Origin of the sequence: Phyllobacterium brassicacearum (genome assembly GCF_003010955.1) — a bacterium.
In the GTDB taxonomy this organism is placed as follows: Bacteria; Pseudomonadota; Alphaproteobacteria; order Rhizobiales; family Rhizobiaceae; genus Phyllobacterium; species Phyllobacterium brassicacearum.
On record NZ_PGGO01000007.1, the window covers coordinates 80584 to 98978 of the forward strand.

The 18395-nt window shown below is 58.3% G+C and carries 17 protein-coding genes; 16 read left to right on the top strand and 1 reads right to left on the bottom strand.

Features of this window, described 5'->3' with window-relative positions; genetic code table 11:
• Positions 1–4: 4 nt before the first annotated feature.
• From repC to CU102_RS10975, 8 genes are all read left to right on the top strand, one after another.
• Complete coding sequence (gene repC, locus CU102_RS10940; protein WP_106711135.1) at positions 5–1306, top strand: plasmid replication protein RepC; 1302 nt, start codon at positions 5–7, stop codon at positions 1304–1306.
• A 323-nt stretch (positions 1307–1629) separates the two neighbouring features.
• Positions 1630–2589, top strand: coding sequence for a hypothetical protein (locus tag CU102_RS10945; protein WP_106711136.1), 960 nt, complete (start codon positions 1630–1632; stop codon positions 2587–2589).
• 213 nt (positions 2590–2802) lie between these two features.
• A complete protein-coding gene (locus tag CU102_RS10950; RefSeq protein ID WP_106711307.1) occupies positions 2803–3537 on the top strand; it encodes a DeoR family transcriptional regulator in 735 nt (244 codons plus the stop codon).
• 388 nt (positions 3538–3925) lie between these two features.
• A complete protein-coding gene (locus tag CU102_RS10955; protein ID WP_106711308.1) occupies positions 3926–4381 on the top strand; it encodes an RbsD/FucU family protein in 456 nt (151 codons plus the stop codon).
• A 14-nt stretch (positions 4382–4395) separates the two neighbouring features.
• The gene (locus CU102_RS10960; protein WP_106711137.1) at positions 4396–5271 is read left to right on the top strand and encodes a carbohydrate ABC transporter permease; all 876 of its coding nucleotides are present in this window, start codon (positions 4396–4398) and stop codon (positions 5269–5271) included.
• Positions 5268–6296 (top strand): carbohydrate ABC transporter permease, encoded by a 1029-nt coding sequence (locus CU102_RS10965; protein WP_106711138.1) that lies wholly within the window; start codon positions 5268–5270, stop codon positions 6294–6296. The genes CU102_RS10960 and CU102_RS10965 overlap by 4 nt, the downstream gene beginning before the upstream one ends.
• Before the next feature lie 42 nt (positions 6297–6338).
• The gene (locus CU102_RS10970) at positions 6339–7793 is read left to right on the top strand and encodes an ABC transporter substrate-binding protein (RefSeq protein WP_106711139.1); all 1455 of its coding nucleotides are present in this window, start codon (positions 6339–6341) and stop codon (positions 7791–7793) included.
• A 71-nt stretch (positions 7794–7864) separates the two neighbouring features.
• Positions 7865–8956 (top strand): ABC transporter ATP-binding protein, encoded by a 1092-nt coding sequence (locus tag CU102_RS10975; protein ID WP_106711140.1) that lies wholly within the window; start codon positions 7865–7867, stop codon positions 8954–8956.
• Between the two features lie 5 nt (positions 8957–8961).
• On the opposite strand, the gene CU102_RS10980 is transcribed toward CU102_RS10975, so the two are convergent.
• Positions 8962–10164: an AI-2E family transporter gene (locus tag CU102_RS10980; protein ID WP_245425296.1), complete on the bottom strand. Its 1203-nt coding sequence runs from the start codon at positions 10162–10164 to the stop codon at positions 8962–8964.
• Between the two features lie 158 nt (positions 10165–10322).
• Here CU102_RS10980 and CU102_RS10985 point away from each other — a divergent pair, with 158 nt between their 5' ends.
• From CU102_RS10985 to CU102_RS11020, 8 genes are read left to right on the top strand one after another with little or no spacing between them, the layout of a single operon-like run.
• A complete protein-coding gene (locus CU102_RS10985; protein ID WP_106711309.1) occupies positions 10323–11054 on the top strand; it encodes a FadR/GntR family transcriptional regulator in 732 nt (243 codons plus the stop codon).
• Positions 11051–12631 carry an ABC transporter substrate-binding protein gene (locus tag CU102_RS10990; protein WP_106711142.1) on the top strand — a complete coding sequence of 527 codons (1581 nt, stop codon included), beginning with the start codon at positions 11051–11053 and terminating at the stop codon, positions 12629–12631. The genes CU102_RS10985 and CU102_RS10990 overlap by 4 nt, the downstream gene beginning before the upstream one ends.
• Positions 12632–12686: 55 nt before the next feature.
• Positions 12687–13646 carry an ABC transporter permease gene (locus CU102_RS10995; protein ID WP_106711143.1) on the top strand — a complete coding sequence of 320 codons (960 nt, stop codon included), beginning with the start codon at positions 12687–12689 and terminating at the stop codon, positions 13644–13646.
• Position 13647: 1 nt separating this feature from the next.
• Positions 13648–14523 (top strand): ABC transporter permease, encoded by an 876-nt coding sequence (locus tag CU102_RS11000; protein ID WP_106711144.1) that lies wholly within the window; start codon positions 13648–13650, stop codon positions 14521–14523.
• Between the two features lie 17 nt (positions 14524–14540).
• Positions 14541–15458 (top strand): dihydrodipicolinate synthase family protein, encoded by a 918-nt coding sequence (locus tag CU102_RS11005; protein ID WP_106711145.1) that lies wholly within the window; start codon positions 14541–14543, stop codon positions 15456–15458.
• Between the two features lie 8 nt (positions 15459–15466).
• Positions 15467–16489 carry an ABC transporter ATP-binding protein gene (locus CU102_RS11010; RefSeq protein ID WP_106711146.1) on the top strand — a complete coding sequence of 341 codons (1023 nt, stop codon included), beginning with the start codon at positions 15467–15469 and terminating at the stop codon, positions 16487–16489.
• Positions 16486–17442 carry an ABC transporter ATP-binding protein gene (locus tag CU102_RS11015; RefSeq protein ID WP_106711147.1) on the top strand — a complete coding sequence of 319 codons (957 nt, stop codon included), beginning with the start codon at positions 16486–16488 and terminating at the stop codon, positions 17440–17442. Before CU102_RS11010 ends, CU102_RS11015 begins: the two co-directional genes overlap by 4 nt.
• 9 nt (positions 17443–17451) lie before the next feature.
• Positions 17452–18381: a dihydrodipicolinate synthase family protein gene (locus CU102_RS11020; RefSeq protein ID WP_106711148.1), complete on the top strand. Its 930-nt coding sequence runs from the start codon at positions 17452–17454 to the stop codon at positions 18379–18381.
• Positions 18382–18395: the final 14 nt, after the last annotated feature.

The following is an 18395-nucleotide window of genomic DNA, read 5'->3' on the forward strand; positions in this document are numbered from 1 at the left end:
GACAATGCAGACGGGAAATGCACTCACGACGCCCTTCGGGCGGCGGGCGATGTCGCTTGGCATGCTGGCAACGCAGGCATTGGCGCAGGAGGTCGATCCGGAGGCGTCAATCGACAAATGGAAGCTGTTTCGCAGCATTTGCGAGGCGAGGGTGCTGATCGGCGTTTCCGACAGGGCACTCGTCGTCCTTAACGCGCTTCTGACGTTCTATCCGCAGGCGGAGCTCAACGAGGCAAACGGCCTCGTCGTCTTCCCGTCGAATGCTCAGTTGTCCTTGCGCGCCCATGGCATGGCGCCGGCAACGCTGCGGCGTCATTTGAGCGCGCTCGTGGAAGCCGGCCTGATCTTCCGCAAGGATAGTCCCAACGGCAAGCGGTATGCCCGCCGGTCGAGGGGAGGGGAGGGCGGCGAGGCTTTTGGCTTCTCCCTATCTCCGCTTGTAGTGCAGGCGGCCGAAATCGACGCTATGGCTGAGCGCGTGCGCAAAGAGCGGTTGCAGCTCAAGCTGATGAAGGAGCGCGTGACGCTCTTGCGCCGGGATATCGTCAAGCTGATCGAGCTCGGCTTTGAGGAACTGCCAGAAACTGACTGGAGCGCCCATTACGCGCGGTTTCGCGCTGTTATCGATGGTATCGCACGCCAGGCAACGATCGACGATCTGGAGCCAGCTGTCGATGGTCTGGAATGCATCCATCTCGAGATATCCAATCTGTTGGAAAATAAACTGAATTCTCAAAAAACAAGCGCCAAAGAGTCTCATTCTGAGCGCCACAAACAAAATTCAAATACCCAATCCACCACTGAACTTGAACCCAGCTTTCCAGAAAGCCAAGGGTCAAAGGTCGAGCAAGCCCTGGAGGCCAAATCTGGCGGCAATCCCACAGATGAACCAATAACAACAACACGAACGATAAGCGCTGTTCTGCAGGATGCCAGCGCTACAAGTCCGGAGACCGTCAAGCCGGTCCCACTTGGCCTTGTTTGCCAGGCGTGTCCGGAAATTGCTGCCTACGCCAAACACGGTATTGGCAGTTGGTCCGATCTGATGGCCGCGGCCGTCGTCGTTCGTTCGATGCTCGGTGTCAGTCCGTCAGCCTATGAAGAAGCATGCGATATTCTCGGGCAGGAGAACGCCGCGATCGTCATGGCGTGTATCCTTGAGAGAGCGCAGCAGATCAATTCCGCCGGCGGCTACCTGCGATCGCTCACCGACAAGGCGGCGAGGGGAGAGTTTTCGGTATGGCCGATGGTTCTCGCCCAGCTGCGGGCAAATGGTACCCATGTTCGACTGGTAACGAAGCGTTGACGATCGCCGGGAAGCACATCTCTGAGTGCTGCCCGGCGGCGTTGTAATTCTGGCTTCGAATTATGGTTAACAAAGTGTAGCAGAAGGAAATGTGAGTTTAGCTTCGGTATGGCGGATGCAGCGATTGAAAAACAATCGTTTAGGAAAAATGGGTGCGGGGGTCGGATGACTTTGATGCCGTTACCGGCCGCGTAGTCGGCTTGAGGGGGAACTGGCTGGCCCGGTTTAAAAGAGTATTAACAGCTATTGCTGTATCTGGGCACCCGATCAAAGCTTATTGGCGACCAGCACCTAATGTTTCTAAACCTTGTTGGAGAACCTTGATGAAGGTCGCCATCCAACGATTGGGTCTCGCCCTGCTCTTGATAGGTGCAGGCTTCGTCATTGGATGCTCGATCGTCGTGCAAAAATCTGCGCAGGCCGTCCAGCTTGGCGACGCAATTCCGCTCTCTATGAATCCTTTTGAGCGATGTGTTGAGCCAAACGCCGATGAGATGGCGTTGTTCTCAGTTGCCGTCCGAACGCTGGAGGTGGTTCAAGGGCGACTAAACAGCTTGGGCATCGGCGCAATGAAATTTTTGGGGTCAGGCCTTCTTCGAAGGCGCGCCGAAGACACCGTCAATGTCTGTGGTCCTGAGGGCACATATGATCGGGTCGCACGTCTTGTTTCCGAATACAGAATGCTCGAACCGGGACGACTGACGGAGTACGACCTGAATTTGGCGGCCCGGCTCAGTAAACCAGACCCCTATGTCGTGACGGCAATTGCCAATTCGGCATTCAATGATTTGCCACAGCAGTCCGGGATCTTCGAGAGTGAAGATATTCGACCTTTGGCAAGATCCGTTCTGGCTGGTTTCCGTGAAAGATCGGCTGAATATGCCGAGCTTGCATATAAGCAAATGTCCGCGAATGACTCTATGGGAACAAGCGCCGCACAAATTGCTGCTGCTGCCGGTCACCCATTGGCGCTGGACCGCATAGAACGGATGATGGCAGACACCTTGTCTGCAAAGGACAGCATCGTTCCTTGGAAGACCAAGCGCCGCCTCTACGAGTTAGCCCATGCGTTCGCGCTTGTCGGCGAACGCGGCAAGCTGCATCTCGCGCCGCTCAGGCAATTGATGACCATGAAGGTACAAAGTTGGGCGCCACCATTCGGTATGATCGAAAATCCCCCCAAGCGCATGTGCGATCTTCTGACCTATATTGTCGGGGCCAGTAGTGCTGACGATCAAGCGTACCCGTACTGTGCCGATGATAAGATCCCTTATGATCAATAGGCCGAGGAACATCCGGATGAGATATCTCCTGGAATCAGGGACCTCCGCGAAGAATCTGGGCGCAGCGAGATCGGTACCCGCCGCCCAGACCACGCTCGCCTGGCCGGGTGAAGCCGCATTGTCATTTGTGTTTGGCTTGTTATGTTTATCACAAAATTGCAAAACTTGCCGCAGGACATGCGCGGCGTTCAGGTTTTCAATGGAGGGTACTTCATGGTTAGCCGCAAAGCGAAACGCATCGTCGATCTATCCGGCGCTCTCCTGGAGCGAAGGGTGCTTCATCTTAAGGAAGCAGCATCGCTGCTGAACGTATCGGAGATGACGGTTCGGCGCGACGTGGCTGAACATCCCGACCAGTTCGGCTATCTCGGCGGTCATATCGTGCCTGCCGCCGATCTCGATGCTGACGTCCCATATGAATTGGCGAGGGCCGCTGATAGTCATGCCGCCGCAAAGAGGGAAGCGTGTGCACACGCCGCCAAACATATCGGTCCCGGCGATACGATATTCATCGACTGCGGCACCACGCTGCTCAGTTTGATCGACTACGTTCCTGAGAGTTATTCAATAACAGCGGTATGTTATGCCCTCAACGTGGCCGAGAAGCTGACCCGTCGATCAAATACCAATGTTGTCATGCTTGGCGGCCTTTACTATCCGTCTTCGGCGTCGTTCTCCGGTGCATCGGGCCTCGAAACACTGGATCATCTCGGGATCAACACTGCGTTTATTTCGGCCGCCGGGGTCGATTTGAACCGGGGAGCGAGTTGTGCGCATTTTCACGAGGCGCCGGTAAAGCAGAAGGTGATCTCGCTGGCGCAGAGGAGTTTTCTTGTGGTTGACAGCAGCAAGATCGGTAAGCTCAAGGCAGCCTTTTTTGCACCAATGGACGCGTTCTCGTCACTCATCACCGAGGAAGGCGAAACGGATATCGCTCATGCCGGCTGACGTGTCACGGGTATAATGCAGGGACAACTGGACGGCTACTTGACCGTGAACAGTTTTGATGGAAACATAACAAAAGTACGGGAGAAATGTTACAAAACTCACTGATCTGGTGGATGTGCCGCTGGTGTGGCCAGCACCGGACCAGGTTGGGAGACATATTGCGAAGATACTTGCCGCGCACAACGATGTGGATGCACTGTGGCACTTCGGAATAGATGAACGTTTGACCCACCGGTGATGGCCGGTCGGCGGAAATCTGGAATGGGCTTTTGTCGATTATGCAGATCGACCGGCAGGCCAACGCGCACTGGTTCTGTGTCGAGGCAGATTATTTGAAACATTCCTCAGCATGGTTTGCCAGGGAATGACCTATCAGCGGAGGACTTCCATGCTCAAGAATATCGACCCGGCTCTGAATGCGAATGTGTTGCATGCGCTGCGATCCATGGGACATGGCGATACCCTGGTCGTTTCGGACACCAATTTCCCTTCCGATGCAATCGCGCGGCAGACGCGGCTCGGCAAGCTTTTGCGGATCGACAATGTTTCGGCTGCGCGCGCAATCAAGGCCATCCTGTCGGTGATGCCACTGGACACACCGTTGCAACCGTCAGCAGGACGCATGGAAATCATGGGAGCACCAAATGAGATCCCACCGGTACAGCGGGAAGTCCAAGTGGAAATCGATGCGGCCGAGGGGAAATCCGCGACAATGTATGGCATCGAGCGTTTCGCCTTCTATGAGGAAGCCAAAAAGGCCTATTGTGTGATCACCACAGGCGAGACCCGCTTCTACGGTTGCTTCCTGTTCACCAAAGGGGTGATACCGCCGGAAACGGTCTGAAGGCGAGGTGTGGCATGACCCGTAACGACCCGATCAAGCATGTCTTCATTTGGCCCGCCCTGCTGATCGTGCTGGTCATCTCTATCTTTCCGCTGATCTATTCTTTGACCACGAGCTTCATGAGCCTGCGCCTCGTGCCACCGATCCCGCCGCGCTTCGTGGGCTTCGGCAACTACGCCGAGCTCTTGCAGAATCCGCGCTTCTGGCATGTTGCCTGGACTACATCGGTGATCGCCTTTATTGCGGTCGCCTTGCAGTATGTCATCGGCTTCGCAGTGGCATTGGCGCTCAACGCCAGAGTTCCCGGTGAAGGCATCTTTCGTGTCGGTTTTCTGTTGCCGATGCTCGTGGCGCCGGTTGCCGTAGCATTGATCGCGCGTCAGATTCTCAATCCGACGATGGGTCCACTCAACGAATTCATGACCGTCCTCGGTTTCTCGAACCTTCCGTTCCTTACGCAGACCAAATGGGCCATCGGCGCGATCATCTCGGTCGAGGTGTGGCAGTGGACGCCCTTCGTCATCCTGATGCTTCTGGCGGGATTGCAGACGCTCCCGGACGATGTCTACGAGGCGGCGGCCCTTGAGAATGCCAGTCCGTGGCAGCAATTCTGGGGCATTACGTTTCCCATGATGCTGCCAATTTCGGTTGCGGTCGTCTTCATCCGGCTGATCGAGAGCTACAAGATCATGGATACGGTCTTTGTCATGACGGGCGGGGGCCCCGGCATTTCCACGGAAACATTGACGCTCTTCGCCTATCAAGAGGGATTCAAGAAGTTCAATCTTGGCTACACCTCGGCGCTGTCCTTCCTGTTCCTCATCTTCATTACCATCATCGGCGTCGTTTATCTTGCCATCCTGAAGCCCTATCTGGAGAAGCACAAATGAGCGTGCGCGCACTCAAGGGTAATGGCCGCTGGTGGGCACTCGCAGGATGCCTGCTTTGGCTGGCCTTCACTTTTTTCCCGCTCTATTGGGTGGCCATCACGTCGTTCAAATCGCCGCTCGGTGTGGTCGGGGGCCCGACCTTCATTCCCTTCGTGGATTTTGAACCGAGCCTGTCGGCCTGGAACGAACTTCTTTCGGGGCAGCGTGGCCAGTTCTACAACACATTCATCGCGTCCACGATTGTCGGTCTGTCTGCATCGCTTCTCGCTACGGCGATCGGATCGATGGCGGCCTATGCGCTGGTGCGCTTTGACTTTGAACTAAAGCTTCTGACTGCGCTCCTGTTCGTGATCGTCGCTTTTGGCGGCTACTTGATAGGATACAATCTCCTTGGTTTGCGCCAGGGGCCGTCGCTGGTCTATGCGTTCGTTGCTGCGCTGACCCTGGCCGTCGGGTCCAGCAGAGTACGGCTTCCCGGGCCGGTTTTGGGCAACAGCGACATTGTGTTCTGGTTCGTCAGCCAGCGCATGTTTCCGCCGATCGTCGCCGCCTTCGCGCTGTTCCTTATGTATACGGAAATCGGCAAGATGGGGTTCAAGCTGGTCGATACGTATATCGGGCTGACCTTTGCTTATGTCGCCTTCTCGCTGCCGATCGTGATCTGGCTGATGCGCGACTTTTTTGAGGCCCTGCCGGTCGAAGTCGAAGAGGCGGCGATGGTCGACAACGTTCCGACCTGGCGCATTTTCTTCGGTATCGTGCTGCCCATGTCCAAGCCGGGACTGATTGCGACATTCATGATCACGCTTGCCTTCGTATGGAACGAGTTTCTCTTTGCGCTCTTCCTCACCAGTTCGAGGTGGCAGACGCTCCCCATTCTTGTCGCCGGACAAAACAGCCAGCGGGGCGATGAATGGTGGGCAATATCGGCAGCCGCTCTGGTTGCAATCATACCCATGGTCATCATGGCGGGCATTTTGAGCAGGCTGATGCGGTCAGGTCTGCTTTTGGGTGCGATCAAGTGACCGTCCATCCACATTTCGTCATTTTATCCAGGGAGGAAACACATGAGGAAATTTCTATTAGGCTCAACGGCCGTGGCATTGTTCGCGATGTCCGGCGCCACGTCGGCTTTGGCATGCGACCCGGACTACACGGGTGTGACTTTGTCGGCCACGACCCAAACCGGCCCCTATATCGCCTCGGCGCTGCAGCTTGCCGCCAAGGGTTGGGAACAGAAGACCTGCGGCAAGGTCAATGTGGTGGAGTTCCCCTGGTCTGAACTCTATCCAAAGATCGTCACGTCGCTGACATCGGGTGAGGACACTTTCGACGTCATCGCCTTTGCGCCGGCCTGGGCACCGGATTTCACCGACTATCTATCGGAAATGCCGACGGCGATGCAGTCGGGGGCTGACTGGGAAGACATAGCACCTGTCTATCGGGAATCGCTGATGGTCTGGAATGGCAAGGTCCTGTCGCAGACCATGGACGGTGACGTGCATACCTATACATACCGTATCGATCTCTTCGAAAACCCGGACAACCAGAAGGCCTTCAAGGAAAAGTACGGCTATGATCTGGCGCCGGCCAAGACCTGGAAGCAATATCTCGACATCGCCGAGTTCTTCCAGCAACCCGACAAGGGTGTCTGGGGCACTGCCGAAGCATTCCGCCGCGGCGGCCAGCAGTTCTGGTTCTTCTTCAGCCATGCAGCCCCCTACACCAATCATCCCGATCACAAGGGCTCCATGTTCTTTGATCCGGACACGATGGATACGCAGATCAACAATCCTGGCTGGGTTCGCGGTCTTGAGGAATATATCCGTTCGTCAAAGCTGGCGCCGCCCAACGCGCTGAACTTCTCCTTCGGCGAAGTGAATGCGGCCTTTGCCGGCGGCCAGGCAGCCGAGTCGATCGGTTGGGGAGATACTGGTGTGATCGCTGCGGATCCGAAGCAGTCGAAAGTCTCCGGAAATGTCGGATCGGCCCTGCTGCCCGGCTCTGATGAGATCTGGAACTACAAGACCAAGAAGTGGGACAAGTTCGACCACGTTGTGGAGTCACCGTTCATGGCGTTTGGCGGCTGGCAGGCCGCAGTTCCAGCTTCTTCCAAGAAGCAGGAAGCTGCGTGGGATTACATCAAATATCTCTCAAGCCCCGAAGTCTCCGGCCAGGCCGCGATCACTGGCGGGACGGGTGTGAACCCTTACCGCATCTCGCACACAACCAAAATCGATCTGTGGTCGAAACTGTTCAGCGAACGCGAGGCGAAGGAGTATCTCGGCGCCCAGAAGGACTCGGTGACGGCAAAGAATGTCGCTCTCGACATGCGTCTGCCGGGCTATTTCTCCTATACCGAAATCCTCGAGATCGAGCTTTCCAAGGCGCTTGCAGGCGAAGTCACACCGCAGCAGGCACTCGACAGCGTCGCAGCCCAGTGGAACAAGCTGACGGATGAGTTTGGACGCGACAAGCAGCTTGCTGCCTATCGTGCATCCATGGGCCTGCCGCAGAAATAAGTGGGCGCTATCTTTCCCGCCCCGGACATATACCGGGGCGGGTTTTCAACTCTCTTGGAGAAGGACAAAGCATGTCCCAAGTGCGCTTGCAGCAGGTCACCAAATCTTTTGGCGGCGTTTCGGTCATTCCGCCGCTTGATCTGGTGATCGCGGACAAGGAGTTCGTAGTTCTCGTTGGCCCTTCCGGCTGCGGCAAGACCACCACCTTGCGGATGATCGCAGGATTGGAACAGGCCACATCGGGTGAAATCCGCATTGGCGACCGCGATGTGACAGCCCTTCGTCCTGGCCTGCGCAATTGTTCGATGGTGTTCCAGAATTACGCGCTTTATCCGCATATGACTGTTGCCGAAAACATTGGCTACGGCATGAAGGTGCGCGGTACGACCAAGGCCGAGATCGAAAAGGCAGTTTCCGAAGCGGCACGCATTCTTAATCTGGGGGCCTATCTCAATCGCAAGCCGAACGCTCTTTCGGGTGGTCAGCGCCAGCGCGTTGCCATTGGCCGTGCCATTGTCCGCCAGCCCGACGTGTTCCTCTTTGACGAACCCCTGTCCAATCTCGACGCCAAGCTGCGCATCGAAATGCGTACCGAAATCAAACTCCTGCACCGCCGGCTGCAAACCACTATCGTCTACGTAACCCATGATCAGGTGGAAGCCATGACCATGGCCGATCGTGTGGTGGTGATGAACCAGGGCCGTATCGAGCAGGCGGCGGATCCGATAACGCTTTACGAGCTGCCCAAGAACCTGTTCGTCGCTGCCTTCATCGGTGCGCCAAGCATGAATTTCCTGGAGGGCTCACTGGAGCAGAGCGGCACTGCACTGGAATTCCGTACCGCGGATGGCGTCCTGGTTCCCATTCCACCAAGCCGCTCCGGCAAACTTGCCGATGCGGTCGGTAATCCTGTCGTGCTGGGCATCCGCCCGGAGCACACCATGACGGCGGTTCCTTCCTTCCCGACAATCCCGGTGAAGGTCGCTGACGTCGAACCGCTTGGACCTCACACACTTGCCATTGGCACGGCGGGTTCTGCCGCCTTTACGGCACAGGTGCCGGCCGGTTCTGCGATCGTCCATGATGATATCATCAACGTACCAATCGACCCTGAAAAGATGCACTTCTTCCTGAAGAGCACGGGCGAGGCCATCGGCCGGTAGAGCACTCAGTCGCTTTTTCTCTGATAACCGGCGCTCAATTCCTTGATATTGCTATTGGTGTCGTTCAGGGTGAGTGCTGTGTTATCAGCCGTGAGAGGCTCATCCCGCTCATCGGCGCCGATTTCCCGCAGCCATTCCCGCCAGATCGCCACCAGCAGCGCCATCAGGACTGGTCCGATAAACAGTCCGAGGAACCCCATCGTCTTCACGCCGCCAATCAATCCGAAGAAGGTCGGAAGGAACGCCAGCTTGACGGGGCCGCCTACGAGTTTGGGGCGCAGCGTCTTGTCAACGATGAACAATTCCGTCGAACCCCAAATGAACAGCAACAGACCCGCCAATGGCGAGCCGCTACCGACGAGATACAGGGAGACGAGCGAAAAGCACAGTGGCGCGCCGCCCGGAACCAGGGCCATGATTGCCGTGATAACTCCGAGCGTTGCCGGTGACGGAACACCAGCAATCCAGTAGGCGCCTCCAAGGACAACACCTTCGCCGATGGCGATGATGGTCATGCCTGTGACGGTCGAACTGATGGTCGCCGGGACAACACGCGATATGCGCTCCCAGCGCGTTGGCAACAGCCGCTCCCCCAACCGGTCGATTTGTTCCGCGAATGCTTCGCCATCCTTGAAGATGAAGAAGAGGGCGATGAGCATGAAGATCGTCGTCAGGAGCAGAGTGAATGCACCGCCACCGGCGATGACTACCGCCCGGTAGATGCTTCCGAAGTTCGCGCCGGTACCGATTTGCAGGAGATGGCCAAGGGCGCCTGGAGGCCCGACATGCTGAACCCACATTTGACTGAGCCACTCACCAATGAGCGGCAGTCCTACGATCCATTGCGGCGGTGGGGCGCCATACCTGTTGACTTCGACCGCCCATTTTACCCACTCGCTAATTTCATTGCCGGCGTAGACCCCTGCCAGGGCGACCGGGACGATGATAAATGTGAGCAGAAGCAGGATCGCAGCGATGGCAGCAACGGTCTTGTTGCCACCCAGTGCCATCCGCAGACGCCTGAAGACTGGCCAGCTGGCAAACGCAATGACGAGCGCCGCAAGAACGGGAACCAGGAAACCGTGAAAGAAATAGATGCCGGCGACAATAATGGCGACGATCAGCCAGCGCGCTGCCGAGGCAGGCGAAATCAGTGTTCCCGACCCGCGTCCGAGGGGGCGCAGCGGCTCGACATTCTTGCTGGTCATTCTTCCTCCAGGCATCTCTGAGGGCAACTCTATCAGATAGCGTTGCGAGTACTACAAGCGATTTCATCGAACCTTGTTCATATTGGGATCGACAATGTCCTGTTGACAGATATCCTACAAGTGGTTATGTAGTCGGCATTGAGAAGATCGGGACAATGATGACCCTCAAATCGCTGAAGCCTTTGCATCGCGCGCCCTTGCTCCACGTTTCCGTGCAGGAGAGCCTGCGCGCTTACATCAATGAAAACGGTCTCGAAGCCGGCGCGCCCATGCCGCCGGAAGGAGAGCTTGCCAATCAGCTCGGTGTCAGCAGGAACTCCCTTCGTGAAGGGATCAAGGCGTTGGAGTCGCTGGGAGTGCTGGAGTCGAGGCGAGGGGTTGGGGTGTTCGTCAAGGCATTCTCCTTCGAGCCGCTTTTGGACAATCTCGCCTATGGTCTCGGCGATGCACTGCGCCAGGTCGAGGAAGTGCTCGAAATTCGCCGCACGCTGGAAGTCGGGCTCATCGGCAAGACACTGCAGTTGATTCCCGACGAAGATATCCGCGAGCTGCGGCAGGTCGTTGCCCAGATGCGCGTCCATGCTGAACGCAATGAGGCATTCGTCGAGGAGGACAGGCAGTTTCACAGATTGCTGTTCCGCTGCCAGGGCAATGAGACGCTGGTGCGGCTCATCGAGGTGTTCTGGCTCGCATTCTACAAGGCGTCCGACTTCGTCAATCTCGAAAACACCGATCCGATGGCTACGTGGCGCCACCACGAAGCAATCGTTGATGCGGTCGAAGCCAGAAATCTCGAAGACGCACGCAACCGTCTCGACAGTCATTACGAGGGAATCGCTCGGGTGATTGCACATAACAAGATCGATTCATCCAATGGGAGGATACCATGAAACTGAGAATAATAGCCTCGGCGCTGGCGATATCCGTTGCGCTGGCGGGAGCGGCCGGCCTTTCGACAGGACCGGCGCAGGCAGCGACGCTTTCAGGCGGGTTTGACGTGGGACCGGGAGGTTTCCAGGGCAATTTCAACCCGCTTGCGGCGACCGCCGGATTTACCTGGCTCAGCGTCTATTTTGAGCCGTTGGTCGCCTATGACGAGAAGCTGCAAAAGGTGGTTGGCGTCTTGGCGGACTCCTACGAGGTGAGTGCAGACCAGCTGACCTACACTTTCAAGCTGGCTGATGCCAAATGGCATGACGGCAAGCCGCTCACATCCAAGGATGCGAAGTTCACCATGGGACTCGCCATGGATGCAAGATCGGGGTCCGTGCTTGCTGCGCGGTTGAAAGCGATTGCGTCAGTGGAAGCGCCGGACGAGCACACATTGGTGGTGAAGCTGAGTGCTCCGAGCGCAAGCACGCTCGATACGATGACCAAGGTGATGATGCTGCCCGAGCATGCTCTGGCCGCCATTCCTGTCGACCAGCTTGCCAAGAACAGCTGGTGGTCGACTGCGCCAATCGGTACTGGACCATTCAAATTCACCAAATACGTCACTGACCAGTATGTCGAACTTGCTGCCAATATCGATTACCGCGGAGGAAAGCCGGCGCTCGAGCGTGTGATCAACCGGTATTTTGCCAATCCGGCGGCCGCTATCGCGGCATTGCGTGCGGGTGAAATCCAGTTCACCTACGTCGACTCGAATGATGTGTCGACGTTCAAGGGTGATGAGGCCTTCAAAGTGATCGAAGGCGATTCCTATGTCGTGAACTATCTCGGCTTCAACCATGAGTCCCCGATCTGGAAGGACGTGCGTGTCCGCCAGGCCGTAATGTATGCGATTAACCGCGATGCAATTATCCAGAGTCTCTATGCCGGTGCTGCCAAACCGGCAAACTGTGCCTATGTCGTCGACCAGCTGATACCGCAGGGTATCGACACATATGGCTATGATCCGGAGAAGGCGAAGAAGCTGCTCGAAGAAGCTGGCTGGGCCGACATCAACGGCGACAAGCCGATTACACTTCTGACCTATTACACCACGCCGCTGGCGACCAATGTGCTTGCCGCGGTGCAGGCCATGCTGGCGCAGGTCGGGATCAATGTCGTGCCGCGCGCAGTCGATACGCCGACCTATAACAGCATCGTGCTTAATCCGAAGCCCGATGTTGCGCAGTTCCAGATGGTCTATGCGGGTCTGCAGAACGGGCCGGACGCGGGCAGCATCAATGTCGGCCTCAATGAAAAGCAGATTCCGCCTGCAGGCCCGAACGTCGTTCGGGCGCGCATGCCGGAACTGAATTCAGCCCTTGATGCGGCACTTGCCGAACCGGATGCATCCAAACGCGATGCCCGCTACCAGGATGTGTGCAAGGTGATGAATGCGAATCTGCCATGGGCAACCATGTGGGTGGCGAACCGCTATGGCGTTGTGTCGTCAAAGCTCAAGGATTTCATCTGGACACCGGCTCCGGGGGGTGGACCCTACGCGGCCCATCCGGAGAAATGGTCGATCGGCGAATAGTCGAGCCCTTGAAAGTGCGGGGTGACCTAGGTCACCCCGGCAAGATGGAATCAAAATGCTTCAGTACAGCCTTCGCCGCCTGTTGATCGGAGCCGGCATGCTCATCGCCTTGAGCATGCTGATCTTCCTGCTCCTGCGGCTCACGCCCGGTGATCCGATCGATGCCTATATCGATCCGAACATACCGATGTCCCCAGCACAGCTATCGGACCTGCGTAGCCAGCTCGGGCTCGACCAGCCCTTGCCGGTACAATATGTGGCGTGGCTCAGGGAGGCGCTTACCGGCAATCTGGGCTTCTCGATCAAGCGGCAGGACCAGCCGGTGCTAAGCCTGGTGCTGTCGCGCATCGCGCCAACAGTCCTGCTCATGGGTTCTGCGCTGGTCATGGCCATCATGGCCGGCATCATTACTGGCGTTGTCAGCGCGGTGCGGCGGAATTCCGTCGCGGATCTGTCGTTCTCGGTCTTTGCGCTAGCGGGCATTTCCAGCCCGCCATTCCTGAGTGCGCTGATCGGCCTTTATATCTTCGCCGTTTCCCTGAATTGGGCACCGTCGGGGGGCATGCTGACACCCGGCGCCGAATTCTCCATCGGCGACCTGCTGCATCATCTGGTCCTGCCGGCGGCACTGCTTTCCATTGCCCAAGCCGCGCTGATCATGCGCTACACGCGCGCTTCGATGCTGGAAGTGCTCAACCAGGACTATGTCCGCACGGCGCGTGCCAAGGGCGTCAAGGAATTCTGGGTCATCGCCAAGCATGCCTTGCGCAATGCACTGCTGCCTGTCGTGACGCTGATCGGATCGACGATCGGACTTGCGATCGGCGGCGCGATTTTCATCGAAAGTGTGTTCAACTGGCCGGGAATGGGGTTGCTTCTCGTCAATGCGGTCGAGACACGCGACTATCCTGTCATCATGGGCTCGACGCTGATCATCGGGGCCTGCGTCATCGTCGTCAATCTCTTGACCGATATCACCTATGCGGTCATAGATCCGCGCATCAAGGTGGGCTGAGATGCTTGCTCGAACACCGCGCCCGAGCCCCGGACCGACCGCCCGCGCGTTCCATCGCTTCGGGCACAACCGGGCGGCGCTTTTCGGTGTCGGCGTTATCGTGCCGATGTTGCTGCTCATTTTGTCCTATCCTTTGTGGTGGACGTTCAAGCCAAACGACATTGATCTTCTCGCCATGAACAGCGGACCAACGGCGACACACTGGTTTGGCACCGACGGTGTCGGTCGGGACGTGTTCGCCCGAGTACTCGAGGGCGGACGTATTTCGCTCCTTGTGGCGGTGGCCTCCACAGTGATATCGGCGATCATTGGCTTTCTTGTCGGCGCCATCTCGGCGCTTGCAGGGCGCTGGACCGATGCTGTGACGATGCGCTTTGTCGATCTGGTCATGACGCTGCCGCCGGTGATCTTTCTCTTGGTACTGGCATCGATTGCCGGCACGGGTATCTGGCCGACGGTTCTGGTTATCTCGCTGCTCTCGTGGCCGCTACTGTCGCGCATGATCCGCTCACGCCTGCTCGAACTGCGCGAGCGTGATTTCGTGATGGCATCGCGCGGCATGGGGGCCGGGCTGGGACATCTGCTGTTCCGGCATGGCCTGCCGAACTCGATCGATATTCTCGTCGTCTACGCCACGCTGCAGATTGCCAACGCGATCCTGCTCGAGGCGGGATTGTCGTTTCTTGGGCTCGGCATTGCACCTCCCGCTGCCAGCTGGGGCAACATGCTGAATGCGGCGCGTTCAACGGCGGTGCTCGAACAATTTCCCTGGCAATGGCTGTTCCCCGGTGGAGCGCTGGTCCTTGCCGTCCTTGCAATCAACTTCATAGGCGATGGTCTGAGGGACGCATTCGATCCCCGTGCCGAACTGAACTGACAACGAAAGAAAGCAAAATGACAAAATTCCATGGGGTTGTTCCTCCCGTCGTAACGCCGCTCAATCCGGATTTCACGGTCGACTATCCATCCTACACGCGGGTTCTCGAACACCTGATCGGGGGAGGGAGCCATGGCGTCTTCGTCCTTGGCTCGACCAGCGAGGTGGTGTTCCACGATGAGCGGACGCGGCAGGAAATCCTTGAGCATACGGTGAAAGTGGTCAATGGACGCGTGCCGGTGATAGCGGGTGTTATCGATCCGACGACGGATCGTGTGATCAACCACGCCAGGATTGCCAAAGCCGCCGGGGCTGCTGCCGTGGTTGTGACGGCGCCATTCTATACGGTCACCAGCCAGTCCGAGACGCTGGACCATTTCCGCTATATCAGGGACGCCGTCGACATTCCGCTGGTAGCCTATGACATCCCGGTATGCGTGCACGTCAAGCTGGCGCGCGCGACAGTAACGACGCTTGCCAGGGAAGGCGTGATCATCGGCATCAAGGACTCCAGTGGCGATGATGGCAATTTCCGCTACGCGCTGCTCGATCTTGCCGAGTACAGAGACGTCTTCCTGATGACGGGTTCCGAGATCGTCGTCGACAATGCGCTGCAGATGGGCGCCCATGGCGTGGTGCCGGGGCTCGCCAATGTTGACCCGCATGGCTATGTGCGGCTTTGGGATGCCGCCCAGCGCGGCGACTGGGCTGCCGCACGCAAGGAACAGGAGCGTCTTTGCCGCCTGTTCGAGATCGTATGGGTTGCGCAGGGCAGGGTCAGCGACGGTGCTTCCGGTGCCGGCGCCTTCAAGACCGCGATGCGCAGCCTCGGGGTCATCGCCACCAACGTCATGCCGCGGCCGCGCGCGGCGCTCGACGAAGCCGAGACTGCAAGGATCGATGTGATTTTGCGGTCAACAGGCCTGCTTGGCTGAGACAGGAAATGAACGCGCCCTTCGAACCTATCCTTGATATCCGCGGATTGCGGACGATCTTTCGGACCCGCGGCGGCGAGATCACGGCTGTCAACGGCCTTGATTTGACCGTAGCCGCTGGCGAGACCGTTGCGCTGGTGGGCGAATCAGGCTCGGGCAAATCGGTGACGAGCCTGTCGGTGATGCGGTTGCTGACCCGCAATGTCGGCGCAATAGCGGCCGGCAGCATTCGCTTCAGGAGCAAGGATGGTTCGGTGCGGGATCTCGTCGCTTTGGACGAGCAGCAGATGCGGAAAATCCGCGGCGATGATATCGGCATGATCTTCCAGGAGCCGATGTCCAGCCTCAATCCGGTTTTCACGATCGGCGATCAGATATCCGAACCCATTCGCATCCACCGCAACGCCAGTCGCAAGCCGGCTATGGATGCGGCCATCGCGCTTCTGGAACAGGTTGGCATTCCCGACGCGAGGCGAAGGGCGGGGCAGTACCCGCACGAACTTTCGGGTGGGATGCGACAGCGCGCAACCATCGCCATGGCGCTGGCCTGCGACCCGGTATTGCTGATCGCCGACGAGCCGACGACCGCGCTCGACGTGACGATCCAGGCGCAAATCCTCGACCTCTTGCTGACGTTGCAGCGCGAGCGTGGCATGGGCGTGCTCTTCGTTACCCACAATCTCGGTGTGGTGGCGGAGATCGCGCACCGCGTGGCAGTCATGTATGCGGGGCGCATTGTGGAGGAAGGTCCGGTCGCTGAGGTCTTCCGCAACCCGCGCCATCCTTACACGCTCGGCCTGCTCGCCTCGATGCCGCGGCTAGGGGAGGCGACGCGCTTGAAACATGCCGGACAAAAACTGGCGGCTATCCCCGGCGTGATGCCGAGCCTTGCGAACATGCCGGATGGCTGCGCATTTTCGCCGCGCTGCCGGTTTGCGATCAACGCCTGCCGGGTGGCGGTGCCGGGGCTCGCCGCCGTCGATCCCGCACATCAAAGCCGTTGCATCCGCTGGCAGGAGGTCGGTCAATGACAGCTGCGCCGTTCATTTCTGTCCGCGACCTCGCCAAGCATTATGTCTCGCGCGGCACGCGGCTCAACATCCTCGAAGGCATCTCTTTCGATATCGCCAAAGGCGAAGTCGTGGGGCTTGTCGGGGAGTCCGGCAGCGGCAAGACGACGATCGGGCGCTCCGTTTTACGGCTTGTGGAACCTTCCTCCGGCAGCGTTCAATTCGACGGAACGGAGCTTACCAAGCTGTCGTCCTCGCAGATGCGGCGGACGCGGCCCCGAATGCAGTATATTTTCCAGGATCCGTTCGCGAGCCTTTCACCGCGCATGACGATCGGCGAAATCCTGACGGAGGGGCTGAACATCCAGAGCATCGGTACGCGCAAGGAGCGTGTTGACCGGGCGCGCGCCGCGTTGGAACAGGTGGACCTGCCGGCAGACGCGATCAATCGCTATGCCCATGAATTCTCAGGCGGCCAGCGCCAGCGCATTGGCATTGCACGCGCGCTGACGCTCGCGCCGGAATTCATTGTCGCCGACGAACCGGTGTCGGCGCTGGATGTGTCGATCCAGGCGCAGGTGATCAATCTTCTGCGCGATCTGCAGCAGCGGCTCGGCCTCACCATGCTGTTCATCTCGCACGATCTGGCGGTGGTCGAATATATCTGCGACCGGGTCATCGTGCTCTATCTGGGCCGGATCATGGAGATTGCCCCGAGCGCTGACCTCTATGCGCGGCCGCAGCACCCATACACACGGGCGCTCCTCTCGGCGATCCCGTCGCCAGATCCCGATGCACCGCGTAACCGGCAGATCTTGAAAGGCGACATTCCGAGCCCGGCCAACCCGCCAAGCGGCTGCGTGTTCCGCACGCGCTGTCCGAACGCGCTTGAGGCCTGCGGTGGCGCGGTGCCGCAATTGCGCGAAGTGGGGCCGGGCCACTTCAAGGCCTGTATCCGCGACGATCTGAACTAGGAGCTCAATGTGAAATCAGGAGAACATGCGATCAGGGGCAATTGGGCCAGCCTGCTGCTGCCCATCGAGGCGGACGATGCGATTGAGTTCAGGAAACTCGGCGTCGAAATCGATATCCTGATCGACGCGAAGGTCGATGGCATCTACTCCAACGGCACCGCAGGCGAATTCCACAACCAGACTGAGGAAGAGTTCGATCGCATTCAGCTGATGCTGGCCGAGCGTTGCCAAAAAGCGGGCATGCCGTTCATCATCGGCGCCTGCCAGCCCGACCCGGCAATCATGCTCAATCGCGTGCGTCGCGCCGCGGTGCTGCAGCCTGCCGCCATCCAGGTCATATTGCCGGACTGGTGGCCCGTAACCAACGAGGAAGCGATCGACTTCCTGAACAGGGCAAGTGACACTGCCAACGGAATCCCGCTGATCCTCTACAATCCGCCCCACGCAAAGCGTGTGCTTTCGCTGCCGGAACTCGGCGTCGTTCTGGCCAACACACCGGGGGTCGTCGGAGTGAAGCTCGCCGATGGCGGCAAGGACTGGTATGCCGATGCCCGGCAGCACGTGCACGGGGTCTCATTGTTCGTTCCCGGACACCATCTCGCAACCGGAGTCGGGGAAGGGGTGGCTGCCGGGTCATTTTCGAATGTTGCCTGCCTCAGCCCACGCGGCGCGCAACACTGGACGGAACTGATGCAGAACGACATTGGTGCTGCGCTTGAGATCGAGCAGCGAATATGCAGGTTCATGGACGAGCATATCGTGCCGTTCAGGCAGAAGTTTGGCTATTCCAATGCGGCACTCGACAAGCTGCTCGCTGCCATCGGCAACTGGGGACCGGTCGGAACGCGGCTGCGTTCTCCCTATCGGTGGATTGAGCAGGAAGAGGCTGAACACCTGCAGACGGCTGCGAAAACCGAACTGCCCGAGATTGTGATCTGATAGAATCCGCATCG

Coding starts and splice junctions, on each gene's coding strand:
- CU102_RS10970 (WP_106711139.1), top strand. CDS start 6,339: ATGAGGAAATTTCTATTAGGCTCAACGGCCGTGGCATTGTTCGCGATG.
- CU102_RS10960 (WP_106711137.1), top strand. CDS start 4,396: ATGACCCGTAACGACCCGATCAAGCATGTCTTCATTTGGCCCGCCCTG.
- repC (WP_106711135.1), top strand. CDS start 5: ATGCAGACGGGAAATGCACTCACGACGCCCTTCGGGCGGCGGGCGATG.
- CU102_RS11015 (WP_106711147.1), top strand. CDS start 16,486: ATGACAGCTGCGCCGTTCATTTCTGTCCGCGACCTCGCCAAGCATTAT.
- CU102_RS10945 (WP_106711136.1), top strand. CDS start 1,630: ATGAAGGTCGCCATCCAACGATTGGGTCTCGCCCTGCTCTTGATAGGT.
- CU102_RS10975 (WP_106711140.1), top strand. CDS start 7,865: ATGTCCCAAGTGCGCTTGCAGCAGGTCACCAAATCTTTTGGCGGCGTT.
- CU102_RS10955 (WP_106711308.1), top strand. CDS start 3,926: ATGCTCAAGAATATCGACCCGGCTCTGAATGCGAATGTGTTGCATGCG.
- CU102_RS11005 (WP_106711145.1), top strand. CDS start 14,541: ATGACAAAATTCCATGGGGTTGTTCCTCCCGTCGTAACGCCGCTCAAT.
- CU102_RS10950 (WP_106711307.1), top strand. CDS start 2,803: ATGGTTAGCCGCAAAGCGAAACGCATCGTCGATCTATCCGGCGCTCTC.
- CU102_RS11000 (WP_106711144.1), top strand. CDS start 13,648: ATGCTTGCTCGAACACCGCGCCCGAGCCCCGGACCGACCGCCCGCGCG.
- CU102_RS11010 (WP_106711146.1), top strand. CDS start 15,467: ATGAACGCGCCCTTCGAACCTATCCTTGATATCCGCGGATTGCGGACG.
- CU102_RS10995 (WP_106711143.1), top strand. CDS start 12,687: ATGCTTCAGTACAGCCTTCGCCGCCTGTTGATCGGAGCCGGCATGCTC.
- CU102_RS10985 (WP_106711309.1), top strand. CDS start 10,323: ATGACCCTCAAATCGCTGAAGCCTTTGCATCGCGCGCCCTTGCTCCAC.
- CU102_RS10965 (WP_106711138.1), top strand. CDS start 5,268: ATGAGCGTGCGCGCACTCAAGGGTAATGGCCGCTGGTGGGCACTCGCA.
- CU102_RS10980 (WP_245425296.1), bottom strand. CDS start 10,164: ATGACCAGCAAGAATGTCGAGCCGCTGCGCCCCCTCGGACGCGGGTCG.
- CU102_RS10990 (WP_106711142.1), top strand. CDS start 11,051: ATGAAACTGAGAATAATAGCCTCGGCGCTGGCGATATCCGTTGCGCTG.